Below are 24,127 nucleotides of genomic sequence, written 5' to 3'. Positions count from 1 at the left end.
AGAGAGGGAATGCATTTGAATATTAAAGAAAAGGTAAAGAACCTGCCTCTATCACCTGGGGTTTATCTGATGAAAGATTCCCAAGGCCACATCATTTATGTTGGAAAAGCAAAAAGTCTTAAGAAAAGAGTGCAATCTTATTTTCAAAACTTAAAAGCTCATCCACAAAAAATAAAAAAGCTCGTGGCAAACCTAAATGATTTTGACTATATCCTTACAGATACAGAATTTGAAGCATTTATGCTGGAATGTAAATTAATAAAAGAAATCAAGCCTATTTTTAATAGAAAGATGAAAAGTCCAAAATCATATACCTATATCGTTATTAAAATGGAAAAAGGCCATCAAATATTAGAAGTAACAGATAAATTTATCGAAAATGACACTAATCAATATTTTGGGCCCTTTATTAACAAATACACGGCAGAAAGAGCCATTCAAGGATTAAAAGAAGCTTTTAAAATAAGCTGCAGTAATCCTTTTATGAAAAATGGGCCATGCTTAAACTATTCCTTAGGATTGTGTATTGGCATGTGTCTTGGAGGACAAGCACTTGATCATTACGATAACATTATAAACAAAATAATTGATTTACTTAGCGGCACCGACTTTAGCATACTTGAGGAACTAAATCAAAGCATGATTAATGCTTCCGAACAATATGATTTTGAGGCTGCGTCAAAATATCGAAACATGCTAGATGCAATAAACGCTATTATCTATAAGGAGCAAGTCATTGAGTTTACTGAAGAAGATAAAAATTTAGTTGTCAGGGAATCCTTAACTGAATCCACTTTTAAACTGTTTTTTATTAAGGGTAATAAAGTTTTATTTAGTGGAAAGTATCATTTGGGAAGTACAAATGAGCTTGAACTTCTTTCGAGCATTAAAGAAAAAATATTAACCTATTTTAATACGACCTCTTCCACCACGAAGGTAAGCAAAGAGGATCTTGATGAAGCGCAAATCATCTATAGTTATATAAAGAGCGAAAACTGCAGCTTTAAAATTATCCCTGAGAATGGGATTGAATCTAAAAAAACAGCCTTAATAGATGAAGCCCTTTATGAACTAATTTTTCATTATAAATGAGCCCTTGGTTTAGCAATTAAAAAACCAAGGGCTTTTATTATTTCAGAATCCTCGAAACATAATCAATTTTCCTAAGAGTTGTTTTAAGTGAAAATTCTATTTTTCCGAATAAAATTATTATTTTAAAAAAACTTTCTTTTAACCTCATTATTCTTGAAAACCCACTATTATCAAGGATTTAAATCGCTTACATTCTTGATTTCCAAAAAAAGTTTTTGACGATTCTAAACAAAAAAAGTATTATAAAATAGTAAAAAAGGGAGGTAGTAAGATGTCAGACTTGAATAGACAGAAAATTGTGGACAGTGTACCTCAAAAGGGATTTTTTGGACATCCTAAAGGATTATTTACACTGTTCTTTACGGAATTTTGGGAGCGTTTTTCGTATTATGGAATGAGAGCTATCCTTGTATTCTATATGTACTACGAAGTTTCCAAAGGTGGATTGGGCATTGATAAAACCCTCGCTCTCTCCATTATGTCCATTTACGGATCACTCGTTTATATGTCCGGAATTATCGGCGGTTGGTTAGCTGACAGAATTTTTGGTACGTCAAAAGCCGTTTTTTACGGTGGAATTTTGATCATGTTTGGTCATATCGTTCTTGCCATACCAGGAAGCGTTTCAATGTTCTTCTTATCGATGGTATTAATCGTCCTTGGTACAGGACTTCTGAAGCCAAACGTTTCGACTGTTGTAGGAGAAATGTACAGTGAAGAAGACAATCGCCGTGATGCAGGTTTTACTATTTTCTATATGGGGATTAACGCAGGGGCATTTTTATCACCGTTAATCGTTGGATCTGTTATGGATTACAGCTTCCATTTAGGATTTGGTATTGCTGCTGTCGGGATGTTCTTAGGATTAATCGTATTTATTTTAACAAAGAAAAAGAATCTCGGCCTTGCTGGTACAGTGGTTCATAATCCATTGTCCCCTGCTGAAAAGAAAAAAGTTTTCACAATTATTGGATTAGGTGCAGTCATTATTGCGGTTTTATGTATTGTTTTAGTTTCAATGGGAATGTTAACATTTGAGAGCTTTATCAATCTAGTAACTATCCTTGGTATTTTGATTCCTACCATGTATTTCATTGTCATGTACCGCAGCCCTAAAACAACAGCAGTAGAACGTTCACGGGTCATTGCCTATATTCCGTTATTTATTGCAGCTGTAATGTTCTGGTCAATTCAAGAGCAAGGCTCAACCATCCTTGCTAGTTATGCAGATACACGCACACAGTTAGACTTTGCGGGAATCCACATTTCTCCTGCATGGTTCCAATCTTTAAACCCATTATTTATTATCATTTTTGCACCTATCTTTGCAGCAATTTGGGTAAAATTAGGAAAACGCCAGCCGACGATTCCGCAGAAATTCTCGTTATCATTATTGTTCGCAGGCGTATCTTTCCTTGTTATCCTTTTACCTGCTTACCTTGGTGGTTCAGATTCATTAGTTAATCCATTATGGCTTGTTTTAAGTTACTTAATTTGCGTATTTGGCGAATTACTCTTATCACCTGTTGGATTATCAGCAACTACAAAATTAGCACCAGCTGCCTTCTCAGCACAAACGATGAGTTTATGGTTCTTAGCAAGTGCGGCTGCACAAGCTCTTAATGCACAAATTGTTAAATTCTATACACCAGAAACCGAAATGACATACTTCGGTGTAATCGGTGGAGCTTCGATCGTCCTTGGTATTATCCTATTTATTCTTTCACCAAAGATTCAAAGCTTCATGAAAGGTGTACGTTAATTAAAGTTAAAAGGCTGTTGAGCGAATCAACAGCCTTTTGTTTATTTTAGGACTAGCTCTTTTTCTATTAATTCTTTTCTTTGAACCCATTGAAAATCGTCTGCAATTTCATATGAAGCAGGTGTCATTTCCTTCAATTGTTCTAAGGTAAGTTCATCTACCAATTCTACTAACCATAAACGCCCCTCACGGAATTTAAATACTGCATATTCGGTGACAATAGTATCCACTCTTTTTTTAGCAGTAAGAGGATAGGTACACTCTTGAAGAATCTTCGGTTCTCCTTTAGGTGAAAGATGGGTCAGGGCCGCGATTACTCGTTTAGCTCCAATAACCAGATCCATTGCTCCACCTACCCCAAGAACATCCTTCCCTGGTACAGCCCAGCTTGCAATATCCCCACCTTCAGATACCTGCAAGGCACCAATTACAGTAGCATCCAGATGTCCTCCTCGCATGATCGCAAAAGAGAGGGAACTATCAAAGTAGGAAGCATGAGGCAAAGCTGTAATCGGTTGTACACCTGAAGCATTTACCAAATCCATTTGATCGACATTCTGCACGATTTCATCTGGCCCCGGCTCAGGTCCAACCCCAAGAATGCCATTTTCAGAATGGAGGGTGATCCGTCCCTTCGGTAAATAATCGGCAACCAAGGTAGGGATACCAATTCCAAGATTCACAACACCTGATTTTAATTCTTGTGCGCATCGCCATGCAATGTAATGCTTAATTGAATCACTCATTTTAAATTTCCTCCCTCTTCACAACGATATCCACAAAGATAAATGGTGTAACGATTGAATCTGGATCAAGTTCTCCAATTTCAACAATTTCATCTACTTCTACAATTGTCAGCTTCGCGGCAGTCGCCATTACTGGATTGAAATTCTGAGCCGTTTTTTTGTAGACAAGATTACCAGCCTTATCTGCTTTATGTGCCCTGATAATTGCTACATCAGCGGTTAAAGAATGTTCAAGAACATGTTCGCGGCCATTAAAGACACGAATTTCTTTTCCTTTTGCTAAATCCGTACCCGCGGCAGTCGGAGTATAAAAAGCCGGGATCCCCGCTCCTCCCAGTCGAATGGCTTCAGTAAACGTACCTTGAGGCAACAGCTCAATCTCTACATTCCCCTCACGATAAGCCTTTACTAAATCCTTATTAGTTGAAAAGAAGCTGCCAATCACTTTTTTGATACGGTTCTGAACGAATAAATCATTTAGGACAGACACGCTGCCTAGGCTATTCATGATAAGGGTAAGGTTATGTAGGTTAGTATTATTTATTAGAGCCTTTGATAGGTATCTAGGCATCCCAGGAAAGCCAAAACCACCCACCATAATTTTAGCTGCTTCAGGAATTTGTTTAACAGCTTCTTCAGATGATAAAAATTGGACATGTGTTTCAATTTGATTAATTGTAGCGCTCATCATCCATTCTCCTTTGTTGTTGTTTTTTGTATTGATACTGACCGGTTGGTATGTTATTATTAAACAAAATAATAAATTTTCTGTCAATTGTTATTAAATAAATAATTTTTGAAAAAAGTTTCGACAAATTTCTTCTTTGTTCTTATTGTGTTTCCCCTTCATTTCGGCATTTTTTTAGCCTAAATTTATTTTTCATTTAGACCATTAATAAATAATATTATCTCCGAGTTTTGACCCGGGATCAAAGGAAGGATGAGAATTAATATGAAACTAGATCAAGTTGCTAAGCAAATCTCAACACCATTAGATGCTCCTGCATTTCCCCGTGGACCATATCGGTTTAATAACCGGGAATATTTGAACATTCTTTATCGTACTGATAAAGAAGCATTGAGAAAAATAGTTCCAGAGCCATTAGAAATCGATGAACCACTTGTTAAGTTCGAGTTGATCCGCATGCCGGACGTAACCGGCTTAGGCTCTTATACGGAGTCTGGTCAAGTCATCCCTGTAAGTTTCAACGGCGAAAAAGGGGATTATGTTCACTCGATGTACGTGGATAACCACCCTGCGATTGCGGCAGGCAGAGAAGTTGGAGCTTACCCGAAAAAACTTGGAAAACCAAATCTTTACATAGATTCAGATACGTTAGTCGGAACGCTGGATTATGGGACTTTAAGAGTGGCTACCGCTACTATGGGATATAAGCACCAGCAAATTGATTTAGAGCAAGCTCGGGAAGAGATTTGCAAACCCTATTTTATGCTAAAGCTAATTCGAGGCCAGGATGGGAAACCGAGGATTTGTGAGCTGGTTCGCGGCGAAATTACAGATATTACGATTAAAGGCGCTTGGACCTCCCCAGCCCGCTTGCAGCTATTTGCCCATGCGCTTGCACCAATGGCTGATTTGCCAGTGCTTGAAATTGTGTCGGCATCGCATATTCTCACCGACCTTTCTCTGCCTCGTACGAAAGTTGTCCATGACTATCTTGCGGCAGAGCAAACCGTTGACAAGAAGGAATTAATCAGTCAAAAATAAATAGCTTTGTTAAAAAAAAATGGACCCTTCCTTAGATGGGAGGGTCCACTTTCATTTTATTACTCTTTTCGATCGTTCAACTCATCAAGGAGTTGTTTTGTCCTTTTCGCATTTCCTTCGGCAAAGTTTTCTAACCGCTCCTTTAACTCATCATCATCGTGAACCCTCTCTGCCGTAATCAAATAGGTCCTCATCAGATCTTCTTCCACTTCGATTGAATGTTCTAGAACTTGTTCAAGTGATTCTCGTTCCTCATTTTTTTTATTAAAAAAATTTAAATCCATAGGAATAGCCTCCTTTTCCCTATTATTTTTTTCAAATTTATTCATGGATATCCATTTGTTCAAAGTTTAAATTTAAACGCAAAAAGCAAAGAAATCGATTATGATTCCTTTGCTTTTTGGGATACTATTATCGCAATACTCTTGCAGCACTTGAAAATTTTGATGCATCATATTTTGCAATTTTTACAACATCACCTGTTTGCGGGGCATGGATATATTGTCCGTTACCAATATAAATGCCGACATGATAGGCAGGGTTACCCCTGAACACTAAATCTCCCGGTTGTACTTGACTCGGGGAAATTCTCGTACCAACATTCTGTTGGTCACGCGATACTCGTGGAAGATTAATGCCGACTGAATTTCTAAACACATAGGAAGTGAATCCAGAGCAATCAAAGCCGCTTGGTGTTGACCCGCCCCAAACGTAAGGGACACCTAAAAATTGTTTAGCATAGGCAATAACAGCACTTGCACCCCCTGAGCTAGCTGGGATAGCTGCTACAGAAGCTGGTGTTGATGATTTTGAACCTTTGTTTACCGAAGTATGCTGTTTAGCCTGTTGTTGTGCTTGTTGCGCTTGCTGTGCTCGCTGCTGGGCTAATAGAGCCGCCTGTCGCGCCGCTTCCTGCTGAGCCTTTTGTTCAGCTAATTGATCCTGTTGGTTTTGCAATTTGTTTTTGGCGGCTGTCAATTCCTTTGCTATCTCTTGTTTATCTTGTTCAATCTTTTGTTGTGCAGAAGCTAATTCAGCTTGACTATTTTTCAATTTGACTAATTCGTTATGCAATTTTTGCTCTGCAATCTTTAATTCCTGTTCTTTTTGATTTAACCCATTCAGCAGGTCTGTGTCACTTTCCATAATCTTCGAAATAGCAGTGAAACGGGTTAAAAATTCAGAAAGGTTTTGAGACGAAAGTAAAAGCTCCGCATATGTAGCGAGTGATTGTTTACCCTCTAATTGTATGCTTTTCAGCCGTTCAGAATAGACCATTTTGTGATTATCTAATGACTTTTTGGCTTCTTCAATGTCAGCCTCTGTTTCTACTATTTTTCCTTGTTGTGATTTAATATCATCGTTTAGCTTTTGGCTTTTCTCCATTGAAAGGCTGATTCGATCATCTAATTGTTGAATCTTTGTTTCAAAATCATCGATTTGTCCTTTTGTCTCATCGATTTGTCCTTGTGTCACTGGTGAATCATTTGGACTAGCAAAAGTAGGTGTTACTTGAATCATAGAGGCAAGGACGGCAGCCGATAATGTATATTTTAATAGTTTCTTAATCATCACAAAATCTCCTTATATAACCTATCATTTTATCAAATTACTAATATATTCCTAGTTTATAATTCAATGGGCCGAAAAACAATGAATCTGTCGCTAATGTAATATAATTGTAATTTTATGTAGAAAAAGTTTCCTGTCACAACCCGAAGTTTAACGGATTATGTCGAGTAATATTGAGATTAAACCTTCGTCTAAACAGGACTAATATCCTATCAACATAAAAAGCCCGTTCCTTAATGAATGGGCTAAATTTTATATTTTTTTCTGCCGTAATAAGAAACAAAAAAAGACAACTCCCAAAAAGGGTTAGTTGTCTTTCTTTAAAATGATACCCTTTACTTATACTACCTACTTAAAATGGTGAAATCGTAAAACTTTTTACTTGAATGACCCAACAAAGTCATCGAGTATTGCACGCACTTCATCTGTTGACTCTGTGCTCATTAATTGATTTCTTAATTCACTCGCCCCTCGAAATCCTTTGACATAAATCTTAAAAAAGCGATGAAGAGCCTTGAACGAACGCAGCTCTAATTTTGAGTATTTATCATGGAGATCTAGATGCAATCTTAAGAGATCAAGCAATTCCTTACTGCTATGATCTTTCGGTTCTTTTTCAAAGGCAAAAGGATTATTGAAAATACCACGCCCAATCATAACCCCATCCACACCATATTGACGGGCGAGCTTCAAGCCAGTTTGACGGTCAGGAATATCCCCATTGATCGTTAAGAGTGTATCAGGTGCCGTCTTGTCACGAAGTTTCTTAATCTCCGGGATTAGTTCCCAATGAGCATCTACTTTGCTCATTTCCTCTCTTGTACGCAGATGAATGGAAAGATTTACAATGTCTTGTTTCAATATGTGTGTCAGCCAGTCGTGCCATTCGTCTATATCAGTGAAACCAAGCCTTGTCTTTACACTTACGGGCAATCCTCCTCCTTTTGCTGCTTGTATTAAATCTGCTGCAACTTCTGGACGACGGATAAGGCCGCTTCCCTTTCCATGCTGTGCCACATTAGGTACAGGACAGCCCATATTGATATCTATACCCCGAAATCCTAGTTTCGCCATACCAATACTCATTTGCCGAAAGTATTCAGGCTTATCTCCCCATATATGGGCTACAATTGGCTGTTCATCCTCTGTAAAAGTCAAACGACCACGCACACTCTGAATCCCTTGTGGGTGACAATAACTCTCACTGTTTGTAAACTCTGTAAAAAACACATCAGGTCTAGCTGCCGCGCTTACTACATGGCGGAAAACAACATCCGTCACATCTTCCATTGGCGCGAGTACAAAAAAAGGTCGTGGTAAATCACGCCAAAAATTATCTGTCATATTCAAATTCAAATCCTCTCATTATGGGATACCAGGCCAACTTCTTTTCCCAAAATTAAAAAGCAAGATGCCCCTGCTTCTTGTGTGTCTACACTGGACTGGTGGAAATATGAAAAGGCAATGCCCAAACGGTCAGTTTCCTTCTTTAAGTACTATTTTCACGACAGCTTCCACATGCGCCGTATGCGGAAACATATCCACCGGTTGGACATATTTCACTTCATATTTTGAACTTAAAGTTTGAATGTCCTTTGCTAAGGTTGACGGATTGCAAGAAACATAAATTAGCTTTTCCGGTTTCACCTGTAAAATGGTTTGCAAAAGTTGCTTGTCCAGACCTGTTCTTGGCGGGTCAACGACAATAACATCCGGTTTCCAGCCTTTCTTTACCCATTTTGGCAAGACCTCTTCCGCTTTCCCCGGGACATATTTTGTATTAGTGAATCCATGACGTTTTGCGTTTTTCTTAGCATCCTCGATAGATTCAGGAATGATATCCATCCCGCGGACTTCTGCTGACTGATCTGCAAGCCACAATCCGATAGTCCCGACACCGCAATAGGAATCGACTACTTTCTCTTTTCCTGTCAAGGCAGCTGCTTTTTTCACCTCATTATATAGGTTTACTGTTTGAACAGGATTAAGCTGGAAGAATGTTCTCGCTGAAAGCTCGAATTGCAAATCGCCTAATGTTTCTTGGATAAATTCCTCCCCGGCCAGGTTATGAGTTTCCTCTCCAAAAATGAGTGAGGTTTTTTCTCCATTTATATTTTGGACGATCGATTTGACGTTTGGCAGCCGTTTTTGGATTTCTTGAATGATAAGTTCTTTTTTTGGCAGCTCTTTTTGCGAAGTGATTAATACAACTTGAACTTCACCTGTTTGAACGCCAATGCGGGTAACAATGGTTCGGACGATTCCTTTTCTTGTTTTTTCATTGTAAATAGGTATCCGTAATTCCTCTAAAATTTGTTTCACCTTGGCTGTCGCTTCGTTTGTATGCGAATGCTGGACCGCACATTGCTCGATATTGATTAATTGATGGGAATTGAGTCCATATAATCCCGCAAGGACCTTGCCTCCTTTTTCACCGACTTGAAAGCTGCTTTTATTACGGTAGCCCCAAGGGTTTTCCATGCCAATTGTTTCACGGATATCGAGGCTTTCGGGTTTGAGCTTTGTATGGCGTTCAAGCGCTTGGATAATGATATCGCGTTTTTCCTTAAGCTGCTGATCATAGTGCAAATGCTGAAGCTGGCAGCCCCCGCACTGATCATAAACCGGACAGATCGGTTTTACCCGGTTTGGCGACTGAATGCGGATTTTTTTAACCTTTGCCTCGGCAAATTTAGGGTGAATCTTAGTAGCTTCCACGACCACTTCTTCCCCCGGGAGTGCACCAGGCACAAACACCACTTGCTTTTTAAAATATCCGACACCTTCACCGTTAATACCAAGCCTTTTGATGGTCAACGGGAAAGTCTGTTTTGGTTCAATTTTAATACTTTGTTCGGTTTTCATAAATTCAACTCCAAATTATTCGATGCTTCTCCATAAATACAAGGAAGCGTAGCTTAAATAGGGCTCCCAATCTTGTTTATAACGTTCCATTTCCTCAAAGGTTGGTTTTTTCTCAAGTTGGTAGAGCTTTTTCAATCCATTTTGAATTCCAATGTCCGCAAGCGGAAAAAGGTTCGGCCTCCCAAGTGCAAATAAGAGGAAATTTTCGACTGTCCATCTGCCAACCCCACGGATTTTTGTTAGTTGTTCAAAAATCTCTTCATCGGGTTGATTTTTCAAAACATCTAGATGCAATCCGTTTTCGGTGATTTCTTTTGCGATTCCTATGATATATTCTGCCTTCCTTCCGCTAAACTGCAGTTCACGCAATTGTTCCACTTGCAGTCCAGCTACGGTTTCAGGCTCCGGAAAAAACCATACACCATCGATTTCATAGCCGAAGGTTTTGACAAATCGTTCAGTAAGGGTATAGGCAAAGGTCATATTAATCTGCTGGTGGATAATACATTTGATGAGACTCCCAAACAGGTCGAAATCAAGAATAAGTGGCGTTCCGATGAACAGGTTGAATATTTTCTTGAGGTCCGTTTGTTGAAAATGGTTATGAATTTTATCCAAAGGCACTTTCCATTGAAAAATTTCAGACACCTTTTTGATTGCCGCTTCTTTGTCAGTTTTTCCGTTCAGGACGAAGGCTGGCTGATCCGTTGTCCCTGTTGCCGTTATATCCACTACCTGTGCTTTTTTGGCTATAACGATTGGAACTCTAATCGTTCGTTTTTCTATGTCTAGCAGTTTTAATGGATCTGGCGTATGTCTTTGTAATACACTGTCAAAATTATAAGGTCCATCAATTTGGATTGCTTCTTGCCACACGGGAGAATCCATCCTTTATTATTTTACCCCGTATTATAGCATGAAAAATCAATGAAAGGGAAAAACCGAATTTCAGGAGAAATTCGGTCATTTTAATTTATCGAGGCTTTTAAATTTATAGCCTTTCTTTTTCAGGTCTTTAATGGCTTTTTCAAGCGCGTCGGCATTGTCTTGGGAAATCGAATGTAATAGAATTACGCAACCGGGATGAACTCGGTTCATGATATTGTCATATGCATATTGCCAGCCCCTTTGGTTATTTACATTCCAATCGACAAAGGCTAAAGACCAGAATACATGGGTGAAACCTTCCTCTTTCGCAATCTGCATGGTTCTTTCACTAAAAACCCCACGCGGCGGGCGTAAATATTTCATTTCTTTTTGCCCCGTTATTTCACTTGTTTTTTCCTTAACCTTTTGAAGCTCTCTGCGGATTCTTTCATCACTTACCGCAGTAAAATCGGGATGATAGTAGGAATGGTTGCCGATGATATGTCCTTCTTTTACCATTCGTTTTGAAAGCTCAGGTTGTGATTCTAAAAAATGTCCCGTCACAAAAAAGGTAGCCGGCACTTTTTCCTTCTTTAACACATCAAGAATTTTTGGCATATATCCATTCTCATAGCCGCTGTCAAAGGTAAGGTACAAAGTCTTTTTGTTTGGGCTCCCCTTATAAAAAGCCCCGTATTTCTCTAGCAGTTCATCATATTCTGGGCCTGCCTCTGCCGGTTGCTCATCCACAGCTTTTTTAAAGCCCCAGTGGATGGGCTTATTAGAAACGGCTGCGCTGGCAGAAGCCGGCACAAGCAAAAACAGCACCATCATGCTGCCAATAAATCTTTTCATCCATGCTCCCCCTATTCTGTTTTTTATATTGTTTGTTTTTGGAGGGAAAAGATGATTAGCAGATTAAGGAAATGTGTGAGGTTGGTGGTAGATACGTCCTCTTTTTATACCTGTATAGGGAAGGTTTAGTTTAGGAAGATTTGCAGTGGTTGTTCTTGATGATGGCATGAGAAGAAATGTCCTTATTTCGGAATTAGTAATGAGGGTTTTATCAGAAAAAAATAATCATTTATCCCATTTATTCTTACGACATATATTTGGGCACTTATTACTTGTTTTCCGAGACTTACGACATTTTCTGGAAATCTCTTGGAAACTTAGTCATTCTCCAGAAATTTATTACCTATTTTTACCCACTAACGACATATTTTCGAACACTTATTACCTGTTTTCCGAAACATACGACATTTACTGGATATATATTGGAAAACATTAAAATTACATTTCTTTTTATACAAAAAAAAGAACAGGCGCCAATCCAGCGCCTATCCTATCCCCACAATCCTATTTAAATACTGGCTCCTTAAACTGCGCTAATTTTTCTAATGAAGATTTATCAACATCAGCATGTAAGCTGTTTCCGTGAGAGTCCATCGTTACCACGGCTGTGAAGCCTTCTACGCGAAGGTGCCACATTGCTTCCGGAATACCGAACTGCATCAAATCAACGCCTTCGACGCCTTTAATACAATCAGCGTAATACTGTGCTGCACCGCCGATTGCATTCAAATACACACCGCCGTGCTCATGAAGAGCTGCCAGCGTCTTAGGGCCCATTCCGCCCTTACCGATTACAGCGCGGATACCGAATTTCTTCATAATGTCACCTTGGTAAGGCTCCTCACGAATACTTGTAGTCGGTCCCGCAGCCTTGACATGCCATGCACCATCTTCGTCCTTCAACATAACAGGACCGCAGTGGTAAATGACCTGGCCATTCAGATCGACCGGTGCATCGTGATCGCTTAGATATTTATGAATCGCATCGCGGCCAGTGTACATTAAACCGTTAATTTGAACCACATCGCCGACTTTTAGCGAACGAATTTGCTCCTCACTAATAGGAGCTTCTAACGTAATCACGCTCTCTGAAGAAACAGCAGATTCATTAGTAGCAGCCGCTTCTTCCTGAGCAAAATCAATGAACTCGCCTTCTTGATAAGCCCACTCATTAATTTCGCCGCTCACAGGATCCACGCTCACACCCATGCGGCGGAATGCCCAGCAGTTGTAGGCAACAGAAACATAGAAGCTGGCAGGAATGCGGTGCATCACGCCGATTTTACAGCCAAGCAAGGTTGCTTCGCCGCCAAAGCCCATTGTTCCGATCCCTAATTTATTTGCATTTTCCATCACATATTCTTCTAACTTGCGAAGATCTTCATTTGGATTCACGTCTTCAACCGAACGGAATAATTGCTCTTTCGCTAAATCATAGCCTGAAGAACGGTCGCCGCCGATTCCGACGCCGATAAAGCCGGCGCTGCAGCCTTGGCCTTGTGCCTGATAAACGGAATGCATGATACATTTGCGGATACCATCCAAATCACGGCCGGCACGGCCTAGTCCGTCCAATTCACATGGAAGGCTGTATTGAATGTTTTTATTTTCACAACCGCCGCCTTTTAAAATCAAGCGGACGTCGATATAATCTTTTTCCCATTGATCAAATTTAAAAACTGGCACACCTGCACCAAGATTATCGCCGCTGTTTTCACCTGTTAAGGAATCAACGGAATTCGGGCGTAATTTACCTTCTTTTGTCGCCAAAACAATCGCGTTCTTAATCGCTTCTTTAATTTCTAATTGATTCACGCCAACTGGAGTTTTAATTTTAAAGGTTGGCAGACCTGTATCTTGGCAGATTGGCGATACTTGATCGTCAGCCATTTTAATGTTGTTTGTGATGGTGGCAAGGCTCATTGCAGCACTTGTGCCTGCGTTTTCTCTTTCCTTTGCGGACTTAACGGCACGGCGCACGTCCTTTGGAAGTTTGGTAGATGTTTCAACGATCAGCTTGTACATGCTTTCTTGAAATTTTGTGATATTCACTTCGATTTCCCCTTTCCCGAAATTCCCCAAAATATACTATATAAATTTTACAACTTTTTGACTTTTTCATTATACTCCTATAGCCATTAGAATTAAAGGATAAGGTTGCAAACGAATTCATGGTAACTTTTCCAAAAATAAAAGGCTGTTTTTAACTTGGCTGTTGATTTGCGCTCCAGGCGCTTCGCTTTCCGCGGGCGGTCCGGGGAGCCTCCTCGGCGCTTAAGCGCCTGCGGGGTCTCCCCTGCCCCGTCCTCCCGCAGGAGTCTCGCGCCTTCCGCTCCAATCAACAGAGTTTCAAAATCAACATTAACATCCAAACAAAAAAAGAGTCTGCTATTTAACAGACTCGCTGGCTTCACGGTTATTGAACTCTTTGCATTTATTTTCCATTTCATCTAGCATCGAAATTAAGCGGTCAATATCCTCTAGATCCGCATCTTCCGGATCAATGGCATCAAGCACATCAATAAACATATTTAAGCGGTGCTTTAAAAAATCAACTTGAGAATTTTTATCTTGGACTGGACTACCCACAAACTTCTCTCCTTTCACTACCGTTCTCATCCTATCGAATATTTCATACTTTTTCAATATATTGCCCTAAATTACAATAAAAAAACTCCCACCAGGTAGGAGTCTTTCTAACAAATTTATCTTGGCCGTTCAGACGCTGCAAATCCAAAGGAGACGTAATCCTGAACAGGTATCCAGGCTCCAATGCCTTGTGAAGTAACGTTTTTGATGACAATAAACTTCCGGTTTCCTTTTAGCATTAAATAAACTTCTCCGTAAGTGACCTTCCCTTTTTCATTTACGCCTGGCGCATACGCATATAAGTAACCTAAGCGGTTAGGCGGAATGTTATAGATATGATCATTTTTTGTTCCAGAACCAATAATCGTTTCAAATGCTAGAGGCAGATTTGTCTTCTCCATCGCTTTTAAGAGCATCATCTTTTTAACGTCTTCTGCATTTGGGATTTTCGCAGTTAGACCGCCTCTGACGATTTTCTGTGCCTCTTGAACATATTTAATCTGGTAGGGAACCTTGCCTCCACGATTATCAAAATAGTTGGTATTTATTTTTTGATACTCCCAGTTAGGCGAGGTCTCTGATGACTCATAATTTAAAGGCCACTGCCCTAAATAAACAATCGCACGGTAACCAATCGCAAAAGGAGTACTATTAATACTAGACTCATTGAGCATCCGAATTAAATCGGGATTTTCAATTTTAACCCTAGAAGTTTTGATTAACTTTTTGGTTAAATCGCTTGGCTGCAAGAATGGCAAATCCTGTGTTGAATTCGGATAAGTATTTTCCTTCGTAATATTTCGAACTGAAGCTGGGACCTGGTATTTTACAGGATTTTTTTTCACCGCACCGGCTTTTTCAGCAAAAGCAGACGGAATAATAGTTAACATTAATAACAGTGTCATAAGGATTGAAACATTTTTCCTCACTGTGTTGAACTCCTTTCACTAGTAGCATTAATAAGGTCTGCTCATAGTTTTTTCGGAGTCCCCAAATATTATCCATTCACTTTAGTAAATTTCAAATCTTTCGCTTGGAGCTTCTGCATTAATTTTTCAAAAGATGGAAAAAACAATTGGATTGCAGGACCAACGGCAAAGGTAATGATAATTGTGCCGTAGGAAATTGGTCCATTCAGGAAGAAGGCCGGAATTAAGGCGGTGATTTCACCGATGGTTTTGGCAACCATTAAATTCACACGAAAGCGTTCTTTAATAGCCAGCATGAAATTATCGATCGGACTCTGCGGAAATTTGGCTTGTAAGTATATTGAAGCTCCAAAGCCAATAATTAGAATGCCAATCAGCAGCATTGCCAGTTTAGCAAAAAGCACATCCACGGCAAACAGATCAAATAAAGTATTCAGCCAAAAGTCAACCAAAGTACCAATAACAATAATCGTTAGGAGAGAAAGAACATCTGGTCTTCTTTTTAATAAAAGAGAGACTACTATCATTAAAACGGCCCCATCGATCATAACCCATTTTCCTACCGATAGCCCAACTCTTTCGGTTAAAGCAACATTTAAGGCATCCCATGCGCCAACGCCGATATCGGCGACTTCAATGGTCATACATACACCGAAGGTCATGATAAACAAACCGATGATAAAAAATAAAAATCGTATTAATAATTTCATCTTTTGCTCCTTGAAAAAAGTAATGGAATTGTAATAATCTGAACATTTACAAAATTCAAATTTTCGATTATAATGGGGTTAACCTTTTAAAAAGGAGGGCTGTAATCAATCTGCTGGCGAATTTTTGATTTTCATTAAGGAGGTTGGGATTCACTAATAATATGACATTCAACACTCGTGTTTTTTCAATTTATAACTAAACATGAAGGTTGGTGATCGATGGTCCCAAGAAAAGCGATTGATTTTTTACCCTTATAAAATTAGGTGCTGTTACATTATAGCACAACGGTTTGTTTTACCCCGTACATTAATAAAGTAGTTAGAAAAAAGAGACTCTAAGCCTCATTGGCCTAGAGTCTTTATTTTTGAAAGCATTACCATTCATTAGAGCAGGAAAAAACCAATGCCTATAATGACATATGCTGCCAGCAGAGTTAAGCCTTCAAACCAATTCGTTTCGCCGTCATTGGAGATAACAACCATTAAAAGCACGGATGAAACCATCGCGATAAGTTCCTGCCAGCTGAAGATCAATGGCATGGACTGATTAAAGAAAAGAGAAACAATGACAAGAACGGGTGCGACGAACATCGCTACTTGAAGCGTTGATCCGATTGCGATTTCTACAGCGATATCCATCTTATTCTTATAAGCCATTAAAACGGCAGAGGCGTGTTCGGCAGCGTTTCCGACGATGGCGACAATGATGACTCCGATGAACAGCTCCGTCCAGCCGAAGGATTCTGCGACAAACTCAAACGTGTGAACAAGATGCTCGGAAATATAAGCTACGGCAATCGTTGCAATGGCGAGAACGGCAATTGCCTTCCCTTTCCCCCACTCAGGTTCCTCTTCATCATTTGTATCGATATCATTAGTCGTCTGGTACACCCCTCGATGAGTCACCAGTTTGAAAAATAATGCTGCTAAATAAAGAATCACCAGGGTAACGGAAATTCCGAGACTTAGAGTTAGCGTTTTTCCCTCACTCATATCTATGGAAAAAACCGCTGGAATTACAAAAGCAATGATGACTGCAAACATTAAAAGTCCGGAATTATGGCGGGCATCATACACATTAAACTCCTGCCGCTTATATTTTATTCCCCCGACAAAGAAGGAAAGACCAGCGACGAGAAGCAGATTTCCTAATACAGAACCGGTTAAAGATGCCAAAACGACCCCAACAAGGCCAGCTTTTAACGCAAAAATCGAAATAATCAATTCAACTGCATTTCCAAAAGTAGCGTTTAATAGTCCGCCAATCCTTGGGCCGGCAACAATCGCCAGGCTTTCTGTCGCCCTTCCCATAAAGCTGGCTAGAGCAATAATTGTTAAGCAATAAAGAACAAATAGGATACCATTTGACCAATGCATTAAAGTTCCAATAATAGATAACGGGACTCCTGCAAACGTCAATATCATAAAAATTTTATTTGTCACCGTATTCCCTCCATATTCTAGTTTTTAACTCACTAATTTTTCTACTACATTTTTTGCTGTCATTTTCTCCATAATTAGCCAAAAAAAGAGTATCATTTTTCAAAAGACAAATGCAACATTTTTCTTGCAAGGGTGAAATATTCTGGGGTACCATCATTTAAGGACTATGAAATGAGGAAAGTATGATGAATAAACTTAATTTCCGTTTTTGGATCCTTGTGAGTATTGTTGCCATTTCCGGTTTTTCTCAGGGGATGCTTCTTCCGCTCGTAGCCGTCATTTTTGAAAAAAATGGTGTTTCCTCTTCTTTAAATGGTTTAAATGCCACCGCTCTTTATATAGGGGTATTGCTGGTATCGCCGTTTATGGAGATGCCTTTAAGAAAATATGGGTATAAACCGGTAATTATTTTCGGCGGTGGACTGGTTGTGATTTCGCTTGCCTTATTCCCGCTCTGGCAAACCTTTTGGTTTTGGTTTGTTTTACGCATGTTAATTGGAATCGGTGACCACTCTTTGCATTTCGCCACCCAGACCTGGATTACTTCCTTTTCCCCCGCAGAAAAAAGAGGACGAAACATCTCCTTGTATGGTTTGTTTTTTGGAATTGGATTCGCCACTGGGCCGTTAATGACTCCATTGGTGAATGTTAATGAAGCTCTCCCCTTTATTGTTTCTTCCATACTTTGTTTGATTGGCTGGGTATTTGTTTTTCGTTTAAAAAATGAACTTCCCGAACAAGAAGTGTATATTAATACCTTTTTTTCAACCATCAAGCAGTTTAGAAAGACCATTAAATTTGGCTGGGTAGCCTTTTTGCCGCCATTATGCTATGGCTTCTTAGAATCTTCTCTTAATGGGATATTCCCAGTTTATGCTTTAAGAATGGGTATTAATGTTTCAAGTGTCTCGGTTGTGTTATCAGCTTTTGCCATAGGCAGTATTATTACCCAGCTGCCATTAGGGATGTTAAGCGATCAATATGGTCGAAGAAACATTTTAATGACGGTTTTATTTATCGGGTTTATCAGCTTTACAGCTGCCAGTTTTCTTGAACACTCTTTTGTTGGTCTTTTCATAGCCATTCTCATTGCAGGAATGGTAGTAGGCTCAACCTTTTCACTTGGTATTAGTTATATGACTGATCTAGTACCAAGAAATCTTTTACCGACAGGCAATTTGTTATGCGGCATCTTCTATAGTGTAGGAAGCCTAAGCGGCCCCATTCTGGGAGGTCTGTTTATTAAGTTTTTCCAAAATATAAGCTTTTTTTATATTATTAGTGTACTGCTTCTGGCTCTTTCTTTTATTATTTATACATTTGGAAAAAAAGCTCCCGTTCTCACTGAACAAAAAAATTAATTCGGAGCAATTTCATATCTTAAGCATAAAATGTATGGTAAAATAAAATAAAATTTAATATAAATAAAGAATTTTTCTAGAAAGTGCTGTCATCACCAAGATGACAGCTTTCGTGCTTTTTTAGGGTAATGATTTTGATTATTTTTCTCAATTAGAATTAAATCTTATCAATTAGAAAGACTGAGGGGGGAGAATCAATGAGTTCTGAAGCAAAATCTCTAACAAAAGGAATACAAAAAGTAGGAGTAATTGAAAAAATTAAACCACATGCCGAACTGATTGCAGCGATATTAAGCGGATTACTGATAGCCACAGGGTGGTTATTTGATAAATATGGAGAGGGATCAGATTCCATAATTGCCTATCTGCTGGCTTTTGTAATCGGCGGTTTTGCAAAGGCAAAGGAAGGCATAGAGGCTACTTATGAAAATAAAGAACTTAATGTAGAAATGCTAATGATATTCGCGGCAATTGGTTCAGCCATGATTGGCTACTGGACTGAAGGAGCTATTCTTATCTTCATCTTTGCCGTCAGCGGAGCCCTTGAAACCTACACCATGAATAAAAGCCATAAAGAAATTTCATCATTAATGGAGCTTCAACCAGAAGAGGCGCTCTTAATTACAGACGGTGATGAGGAGCGGGTTCCCGTTTCTCAGCTTCGAGTTGGTGACCACATTCTTATAAAACCGGGTGAACGTGTACCATCAGACGGGATTATCATTAACGGACAAACCAATATTGATGAAGCAGCAATCACTGGAGAATCCATGCCTGTCTCTAAAGGGAATCAGGAGGAAGTATTTGCCGGTACAGTTAATATGACTGGGGCGATTACGGTTCAAGTGACAAAAGCGAGCCATGATACCCTTTTTCAAAAAATCATTCAGCTCGTTCAATCTGCCCAAAGCGAAAAGTCGCCTTCACAGCTTTTCATTGAACGTTTTGAAGGAACGTATGTAAAAGTCGTTCTAGCCGTTGTACTTGCGATGTTTTTCTTGCCGCACTTCGCCCTTGGCTGGAGCTGGCATGAATCCTTTTATCGAGCGATGATATTATTAGTAGTCGCCTCACCTTGTGCCCTAGTCGCGTCCATCATGCCCGCAACGCTTTCTGCCATTTCAAATGGTGCAAAGCATGGAATATTGGTTAAAGGCGGTGTACACCTGGAAAATTTGAGTCATTTAGAAGCCATCGCTTTTGATAAAACCGGAACACTGACTAAAGGAAAACCTGAAGTGACCGAAGTTATTGTTAAGGAAGGGCTTGATACAGAAATAGTACTATTAAAGGCCGCATCTATCGAAAATCATTCGAACCACCCGCTTGCTCAAGCCATTGTCAAATATGCAAAACAGAACTTGAACATAGATCTCTTCCATCCTAACAGTTTAGAGGATGTGCCTGGATGGGGTGTCAAAGCAGAAATAAACGGGGAACAATGGAAAATTGGAAAAGCTGCATTCGTTGGGAAAGAACGGGTACATCACTTTGCAGATGGAAAAGCAAAAGAGCTTGCTAGCCTTGGTAATACGCTGGTGTTCATCGAAATTAATGGCGACCTAAGTGCCATGATTGCTTTAAAAGATGTTGTCCGTAAGGAAACAAAGCTGGCTATAGAACATTTAAAGAAACAAGGTATTCGCACCGTCATGCTTACTGGCGATAGTGAAAAAACAGCACGGGCGATTGCGTCTGAAAGCCATGTCGATGAATTTTATTCTGAATGCTTACCAGAAGAAAAGGTTGAGCAATTAAAGCAGTTGAAAACCAAATATAAGACCGTCGCAATGGTGGGTGACGGCATTAATGATGCCCCCGCTCTTGCCATTGCCAATGTCGGTATCGCCATGGGGGAAGGAACAGATGTTGCCCTTGAAACGGCAGATATTGTCCTAATGAAAAATGATCTGCCTCGAATCTCTGAAGCCATTCTTCTTTCCAAGCGTATGAACAAAATCATTAAGCAAAATGTTGTTTTTTCCATTACGGTTATAATGCTTTTGATTTCATCTAATTTCTTTCAGGTGCTTGATTTACCTTATGGAGTGATTGGTCATGAGGGCAGTACCATACTAGTCATTTTGAATAGTCTGCGCCTTTTAAAATCATAAAGAAGACCGGGTGAAATCAAAATCACCCGGCCTTTTTTATATCATTAGTGATACCCATTAGATCCATTTGCGGATCCTGAAGTTTTATTTCCTTTGCTGCCTTTGCCTTTTTGCTTCGTACTGCCATCTTTTTTAGTATGCTTTGTCATCGAATCTTACCTCCGTTTATGTTGGGTCATACCCATTAATAGTTTTGACATAAAACTCATTTTCATAAAGGAAAGTATTAGCAGTTCGAACGATTTTTTTCACTATAAAAGGCATTAATTTCTCCGCCCAAAATAATGATGAAGGCGGATATGTAAAGCCAAATCATTAACACGATAATCGCTCCAATACTACCGTATGTTAGCGAATAGTTACCAATGTTCTCTACGTATAAGGATAATCCCATGGAGGATATAATCCAGCCCAATGTCGCAAAAGCTGCTCCTGGAAAGGCACTGCGACAGCGTAATCTAACATTAGGGGCAACCCAATACAAACCGGTAAAAATGAGAAATAAAATAATCGCACTTAGGAGCAGACTAAACGTATCCCACAGCTTTATGAACTGTTGTGTATATCCTAATTGTGAAAAGATAAAGAGTCCAATTTCCCTGCCGAATATCGGCAGTATAATCGCCAGGATGAACACAAAAATCATCCCGAAGGTTAATAGAATAGCCATTCCTCTTGCAATAATAAAGGAGCGGCTTTCCTTGACATTATATGCCTTATTAAAAGCCCTCACAACCGCATCAATACCATTGGATGCCGACCAAATCGTCCCGATAACCCCGAATGAAAGCAAGCCGCCGTTTCGATGATTCATAATAAACTTTATGTTTTTTTCAATAAGTTCCATTGCTTCAGCAGGTGCAAAATCCCTGATCATCCCAAGCATATCTTGATGAGGAATCGGAATATAGGGCATTAGGGAAAAAATAACAATGAGGAGCGGAAACAGAGAAAGAAGAAAAAAGTAGGCCAATTGGGCACTTAATCCTGGAAGGTCATCTTCTTCGATTCTATGCCAAAGCAATCTTAGCAATGAAGAGCGTACATTCTCTGTCTTTTCCACTTTCTACTCTCTCCTTTTAATAAATTTTTTAATCTTCTACAATTACTTCTTTTAGGAGCTCCTCTTCGTCACTGTTGGAGAATGAGTCCTTCGTTTCTTTGACGATATCCTTCACCTGAGGGGTTAATTCCCGCAACTCCTCAACCTTGTCCACAAGATAGGAAATATCCTCACTTACCTGCTCAAACGTTGACCGTATTTTCCCAGCGGTTTCCCCGGGATGCCGTAAAATATAGGTAACCTTGCTTGAAGTTTTTTGAACGTTTTCCTTCATAATCTGTCTGGTTGGTTTATCTAATAAGCTGATCGCTCCCCCTGCGAGTGCTCCCAGTAACATACCCTTCCAAAATTGATTCTTCTTCGTCATCTTAACCTTTCCTTCCTTATCTCTAATTATCATAAACCCATTTTTCATGAAAATAATACCAGAAATACAATCTACCTTTTATTTTGCTTTATTCACGCTCCCTAAGCAAGTAGTGTCCGCTAACTTTATCATGAGTTTTGTATTGACATAACCTTTTTAACGTGAAAAGATGGGATTAATATTTCTGAAAGGGTGACCGGAGTGAATCTATCCCAAAAGTCAGTAGAAAATGTTGAATTTATGATCGAACAAATAAAAGAAAAACTGAAGGTATTAAACCTTGGTGCGATTAAACCCTCTCACTTCGATGAGGAAATGTATGAGGAATTAAAAGAAATTTATGAAATGGTACTTCGAAAGAATTCGTTTAGTCCCAATGAAATGCAGGCCCTTGTTGAAGAATTAGGGAATCTTCGAAAAAGGTAAAAAACAGATCACGAGGATCTGTTTTTTTATTTACCCCTGATCCGTCAAAATAAACGGACCATCTTTGGTAATCGCAATTGTGTGTTCGTATTGGGCTGAGTTTTTACCGTCAATGGTGCGGGCGGTCCAGCCATTGTTATCCATCTTTGTTTGGTACCTGCCAACATTAACCATTGGTTCAATCGTAAACACCATTCCCTCTTTAATTCGAGGTCCCTTACCTGGCAGCCCATAATGCGGTACATCCGGTTTTTCGTGGATGACAGCCCCAATTCCGTGTCCAATAAAATCCCGAACGACTGAGAAGCCTTCACCCTCAACATATTTTTGAATGGCATGTCCTATATCCCCAATTCGGTTGCCGGGAACGGCCTGTTCAATCCCTTTGTATAGTGCTTCTTTTGTTACGTTTAATAAATGTTCTGTCTCTGGTGAAACCTTACCAACAGCATAAGACCATGCAGAGTCAGCCAAGGCACCGTTATAATTAACAACCATGTCAATCGTAACAATGTCCCCCTCTTTTAGCGGCTCTTTTCTTGGGAAGCCATGGCAGATTTCGTCATTTATACTCGCGCAGGTTGCATATTCGTACCCTTTATAGCCTTTTTGCTCAGGGGTAGCATTATTTTCGCTTAAAAATTGATCGACAAACTGATCAATCTCCCAAGTTGTAATACCCGGTTTAATTCGCTTCGCTATTTCTCTATGACAGGCAGCCAGTATTTCTCCCGCCTTTTTCATCGCTTCAATTTCACGTTGTGATTTAAGGACAATCATGTAAGGGGCCCCTTCCTTTTTGTTTAATTTTATGTAGGTTAAGCAATATTGTTCGTTATAGAAACATACTTATGTCAAAATTATACTTTAAGACTAAATTGGCAACACTATTAATATTAACTCTATCCGATTATTTTTTCAAAATTACTTATATCCTCGAAAACTAAAACATTAATTCACAAAGTTCATAATTTTGTCATAATCCTCCGTTCGTAATATGGTACTTACCTATTCTTTTTGGTAGAATTAACATATAAACAATAATAATTAGGTGTGTGAGGCTAAATGATTGGTGACCGCGTAAAAAAATTTCGCTTAGAGAAGAAAATGTCACTATCCGAACTTGCTGAGCAGGCAGGTGTCGCTAAATCTTATTTAAGTTCACTTGAAAGAAACCTGCAAAAGAATCCTTCGATTCAGTTTCTTGAAAAGATTGCTGCTGTATTAAACCTTCCAGTCGAACATTTAATACATGAACAAATAGATAAAACTGAGTTAGATAGTGAATGGATGAATATTGTAAAAGAAGCCATGAATTCAGGTGTATCAAAAGATCAATTTCGTGAGTTTCTTGAGTTTAATAAGTGGCGGACGAACCAAAACAATAACCAATAGAATTTTGTCATATGAAAAGAAAAAGCATTCTACAAAAAATAAAATTTTTGTAGAATGCTTTTTCTTTTTCCCATATGTACTCAGATGTTTTTAGTTATTAGTTCTTTTACCTGACTTTGATTGAGGAATTCCCGTACCTCTTCTAACGATAAACCAAGCTCTTTCGCCTCTAATATGAGCCCTAGCCATTCCTCGTCGATGACATCCATTTTTCTTTCTGTAATCACCATCGTTTTCACCCC

General features: G+C 39.3%; 25 protein-coding genes. 7 read left to right on the top strand and 18 right to left on the bottom strand.

Features of this window, described 5'->3' with window-relative positions; translation table 11 throughout:
* Positions 1-15 precede the first annotated feature (15 nt).
* Both LC455_RS08200 and LC455_RS08195 read left to right on the top strand, forming a co-directional pair.
* The gene (locus LC455_RS08200; protein WP_223589727.1) at positions 16-1,092 is read left to right on the top strand and encodes a GIY-YIG nuclease family protein; all 1,077 of its coding nucleotides are present in this window, start codon (positions 16-18) and stop codon (positions 1,090-1,092) included.
* Between the two features lie 271 nt (positions 1,093-1,363).
* Positions 1,364-2,854 (top strand): peptide MFS transporter, encoded by a 1,491-nt coding sequence (locus tag LC455_RS08195; protein ID WP_223589726.1) that lies wholly within the window; start codon positions 1,364-1,366, stop codon positions 2,852-2,854.
* Positions 2,855-2,895: 41 nt separating this feature from the next.
* Here the strand turns inward: LC455_RS08195 and LC455_RS08190 are convergent, their stop codons facing one another.
* Together LC455_RS08190 and LC455_RS08185 are read right to left on the bottom strand one after the other, a co-directional pair.
* Positions 2,896-3,600: a 3-oxoacid CoA-transferase subunit B gene (locus LC455_RS08190; RefSeq protein WP_223589724.1), complete on the bottom strand. Its 705-nt coding sequence runs from the start codon at positions 3,598-3,600 to the stop codon at positions 2,896-2,898.
* 1 nt (position 3,601) lies between these two features.
* Positions 3,602-4,291 carry a CoA transferase subunit A gene (locus LC455_RS08185; protein ID WP_223589723.1) on the bottom strand — a complete coding sequence of 230 codons (690 nt, stop codon included), beginning with the start codon at positions 4,289-4,291 and terminating at the stop codon, positions 3,602-3,604.
* A gap of 261 nt (positions 4,292-4,552) precedes the next feature.
* On the opposite strand from LC455_RS08185, the gene LC455_RS08180 reads away from it, so the two are divergent.
* Complete coding sequence (locus LC455_RS08180) at positions 4,553-5,329, top strand: acetoacetate decarboxylase (protein ID WP_223589721.1); 777 nt, start codon at positions 4,553-4,555, stop codon at positions 5,327-5,329.
* A gap of 59 nt (positions 5,330-5,388) precedes the next feature.
* Here LC455_RS08180 and LC455_RS08175 read toward each other — a convergent pair whose 3' ends face one another.
* The 12 genes from LC455_RS08175 to cax all read right to left on the bottom strand — a co-directional run bounded on the left by LC455_RS08175 (position 5,389) and on the right by cax (position 17,159).
* Complete coding sequence (locus LC455_RS08175) at positions 5,389-5,613, bottom strand: hypothetical protein (RefSeq protein ID WP_223589719.1); 225 nt, start codon at positions 5,611-5,613, stop codon at positions 5,389-5,391.
* Positions 5,614-5,740: 127 nt separating this feature from the next.
* Complete coding sequence (locus LC455_RS08170; RefSeq protein ID WP_223589717.1) at positions 5,741-6,901, bottom strand: C40 family peptidase; 1,161 nt, start codon at positions 6,899-6,901, stop codon at positions 5,741-5,743.
* Positions 6,902-7,279: 378 nt separating this feature from the next.
* A complete protein-coding gene (locus LC455_RS08165) occupies positions 7,280-8,245 on the bottom strand; it encodes a tRNA dihydrouridine synthase (protein WP_223589715.1) in 966 nt (321 codons plus the stop codon).
* Positions 8,246-8,377: 132 nt separating this feature from the next.
* Positions 8,378-9,766 (bottom strand): 23S rRNA (uracil(1939)-C(5))-methyltransferase RlmD, encoded by a 1,389-nt coding sequence (gene rlmD / locus LC455_RS08160; protein WP_223589713.1) that lies wholly within the window; start codon positions 9,764-9,766, stop codon positions 8,378-8,380.
* A 15-nt stretch (positions 9,767-9,781) separates the two neighbouring features.
* Positions 9,782-10,642, bottom strand: a complete 861-nt coding sequence (locus tag LC455_RS08155) for a DNA-3-methyladenine glycosylase family protein (protein WP_223589712.1) — start codon at positions 10,640-10,642, stop codon at positions 9,782-9,784.
* An 87-nt stretch (positions 10,643-10,729) separates the two neighbouring features.
* On the bottom strand, positions 10,730-11,488 hold the full coding sequence (gene pdaA / locus LC455_RS08150; RefSeq protein ID WP_223589711.1) for a delta-lactam-biosynthetic de-N-acetylase: 759 nt from the start codon (positions 11,486-11,488) through the stop codon (positions 10,730-10,732).
* Between the two features lie 504 nt (positions 11,489-11,992).
* Positions 11,993-13,540 carry a fumarate hydratase gene (locus LC455_RS08145; protein WP_317851417.1) on the bottom strand — a complete coding sequence of 516 codons (1,548 nt, stop codon included), beginning with the start codon at positions 13,538-13,540 and terminating at the stop codon, positions 11,993-11,995.
* Positions 13,541-13,632: 92 nt separating this feature from the next.
* The gene (locus LC455_RS08140; RefSeq protein WP_223589709.1) at positions 13,633-13,902 is read right to left on the bottom strand and encodes a hypothetical protein; all 270 of its coding nucleotides are present in this window, start codon (positions 13,900-13,902) and stop codon (positions 13,633-13,635) included.
* Positions 13,877-14,077, bottom strand: a complete 201-nt coding sequence (locus LC455_RS08135) for an SE1561 family protein (protein ID WP_223589708.1) — start codon at positions 14,075-14,077, stop codon at positions 13,877-13,879. Before LC455_RS08135 ends, LC455_RS08140 begins: the two co-directional genes overlap by 26 nt.
* Positions 14,078-14,193: 116 nt before the next feature.
* Complete coding sequence (locus LC455_RS08130) at positions 14,194-14,982, bottom strand: YfkD family protein (protein WP_440446386.1); 789 nt, start codon at positions 14,980-14,982, stop codon at positions 14,194-14,196.
* A 92-nt stretch (positions 14,983-15,074) separates the two neighbouring features.
* On the bottom strand, positions 15,075-15,716 hold the full coding sequence (locus LC455_RS08125; protein WP_223589705.1) for a YczE/YyaS/YitT family protein: 642 nt from the start codon (positions 15,714-15,716) through the stop codon (positions 15,075-15,077).
* Positions 15,717-16,100: 384 nt separating this feature from the next.
* Positions 16,101-17,159 (bottom strand): calcium/proton exchanger, encoded by a 1,059-nt coding sequence (gene cax, locus LC455_RS08120; RefSeq protein WP_223589704.1) that lies wholly within the window; start codon positions 17,157-17,159, stop codon positions 16,101-16,103.
* Between the two features lie 185 nt (positions 17,160-17,344).
* Here cax and LC455_RS08115 point away from each other — a divergent pair, with 185 nt between their 5' ends.
* Positions 17,345-18,520 carry an MFS transporter gene (locus LC455_RS08115; protein ID WP_223589864.1) on the top strand — a complete coding sequence of 392 codons (1,176 nt, stop codon included), beginning with the start codon at positions 17,345-17,347 and terminating at the stop codon, positions 18,518-18,520.
* A gap of 197 nt (positions 18,521-18,717) precedes the next feature.
* Positions 18,718-20,634, top strand: coding sequence for a heavy metal translocating P-type ATPase (locus LC455_RS08110; protein WP_223589702.1), 1,917 nt, complete (start codon positions 18,718-18,720; stop codon positions 20,632-20,634).
* A gap of 226 nt (positions 20,635-20,860) precedes the next feature.
* On the opposite strand, the gene LC455_RS08105 is transcribed toward LC455_RS08110, so the two are convergent.
* The gene (locus LC455_RS08105) at positions 20,861-21,697 is read right to left on the bottom strand and encodes a YihY/virulence factor BrkB family protein (RefSeq protein ID WP_223589701.1); all 837 of its coding nucleotides are present in this window, start codon (positions 21,695-21,697) and stop codon (positions 20,861-20,863) included.
* Positions 21,698-21,725: 28 nt separating this feature from the next.
* Positions 21,726-22,064, bottom strand: coding sequence for a YtxH domain-containing protein (locus LC455_RS08100; protein ID WP_223589699.1), 339 nt, complete (start codon positions 22,062-22,064; stop codon positions 21,726-21,728).
* 201 nt (positions 22,065-22,265) lie between these two features.
* Here LC455_RS08100 and LC455_RS08095 point away from each other — a divergent pair, with 201 nt between their 5' ends.
* Positions 22,266-22,490, top strand: coding sequence for a DUF1128 domain-containing protein (locus LC455_RS08095; protein ID WP_223589697.1), 225 nt, complete (start codon positions 22,266-22,268; stop codon positions 22,488-22,490).
* A 30-nt stretch (positions 22,491-22,520) separates the two neighbouring features.
* Here the strand turns inward: LC455_RS08095 and map are convergent, their stop codons facing one another.
* A complete protein-coding gene (gene map, locus LC455_RS08090) occupies positions 22,521-23,270 on the bottom strand; it encodes a type I methionyl aminopeptidase (protein ID WP_223589695.1) in 750 nt (249 codons plus the stop codon).
* Between the two features lie 285 nt (positions 23,271-23,555).
* On the opposite strand from map, the gene LC455_RS08085 reads away from it, so the two are divergent.
* The gene (locus LC455_RS08085; RefSeq protein ID WP_223589693.1) at positions 23,556-23,885 is read left to right on the top strand and encodes a helix-turn-helix domain-containing protein; all 330 of its coding nucleotides are present in this window, start codon (positions 23,556-23,558) and stop codon (positions 23,883-23,885) included.
* Positions 23,886-23,965: 80 nt separating this feature from the next.
* On the opposite strand, the gene LC455_RS08080 is transcribed toward LC455_RS08085, so the two are convergent.
* Positions 23,966-24,115: an anti-repressor SinI family protein gene (locus LC455_RS08080; protein WP_223589691.1), complete on the bottom strand. Its 150-nt coding sequence runs from the start codon at positions 24,113-24,115 to the stop codon at positions 23,966-23,968.
* Positions 24,116-24,127 lie beyond the last annotated feature (12 nt).

Source organism: Neobacillus bataviensis, from assembly GCF_019969725.1.
This window is presented reverse-complemented; position numbering and strand designations above follow the sequence as displayed.

Bases quoted from the DNA above. Each gene is read 5' to 3' on its own strand.
- LC455_RS08190 (WP_223589724.1), bottom strand. From the start codon at position 3,600: ATGAGTGATTCAATTAAGCATTACATTGCATGGCGATGCGCACAAGAA.
- pdaA (WP_223589711.1), bottom strand. From the start codon at position 11,488: ATGAAAAGATTTATTGGCAGCATGATGGTGCTGTTTTTGCTTGTGCCG.
- LC455_RS08080 (WP_223589691.1), bottom strand. From the start codon at position 24,115: ATGGTGATTACAGAAAGAAAAATGGATGTCATCGACGAGGAATGGCTA.
- LC455_RS08175 (WP_223589719.1), bottom strand. From the start codon at position 5,613: ATGGATTTAAATTTTTTTAATAAAAAAAATGAGGAACGAGAATCACTT.
- LC455_RS08195 (WP_223589726.1), top strand. From the start codon at position 1,364: ATGTCAGACTTGAATAGACAGAAAATTGTGGACAGTGTACCTCAAAAG.
- LC455_RS08125 (WP_223589705.1), bottom strand. From the start codon at position 15,716: ATGAAATTATTAATACGATTTTTATTTTTTATCATCGGTTTGTTTATC.
- LC455_RS08180 (WP_223589721.1), top strand. From the start codon at position 4,553: ATGAAACTAGATCAAGTTGCTAAGCAAATCTCAACACCATTAGATGCT.
- LC455_RS08100 (WP_223589699.1), bottom strand. From the start codon at position 22,064: ATGACGAAGAAGAATCAATTTTGGAAGGGTATGTTACTGGGAGCACTC.
- LC455_RS08185 (WP_223589723.1), bottom strand. From the start codon at position 4,291: ATGATGAGCGCTACAATTAATCAAATTGAAACACATGTCCAATTTTTA.
- LC455_RS08165 (WP_223589715.1), bottom strand. From the start codon at position 8,245: ATGACAGATAATTTTTGGCGTGATTTACCACGACCTTTTTTTGTACTC.
- LC455_RS08115 (WP_223589864.1), top strand. From the start codon at position 17,345: ATGAATAAACTTAATTTCCGTTTTTGGATCCTTGTGAGTATTGTTGCC.
- LC455_RS08110 (WP_223589702.1), top strand. From the start codon at position 18,718: ATGAGTTCTGAAGCAAAATCTCTAACAAAAGGAATACAAAAAGTAGGA.
- rlmD (WP_223589713.1), bottom strand. From the start codon at position 9,766: ATGAAAACCGAACAAAGTATTAAAATTGAACCAAAACAGACTTTCCCG.
- LC455_RS08170 (WP_223589717.1), bottom strand. From the start codon at position 6,901: ATGATTAAGAAACTATTAAAATATACATTATCGGCTGCCGTCCTTGCC.
- LC455_RS08085 (WP_223589693.1), top strand. From the start codon at position 23,556: ATGATTGGTGACCGCGTAAAAAAATTTCGCTTAGAGAAGAAAATGTCA.
- LC455_RS08130 (WP_440446386.1), bottom strand. From the start codon at position 14,982: ATGACACTGTTATTAATGTTAACTATTATTCCGTCTGCTTTTGCTGAA.
- map (WP_223589695.1), bottom strand. From the start codon at position 23,270: ATGATTGTCCTTAAATCACAACGTGAAATTGAAGCGATGAAAAAGGCG.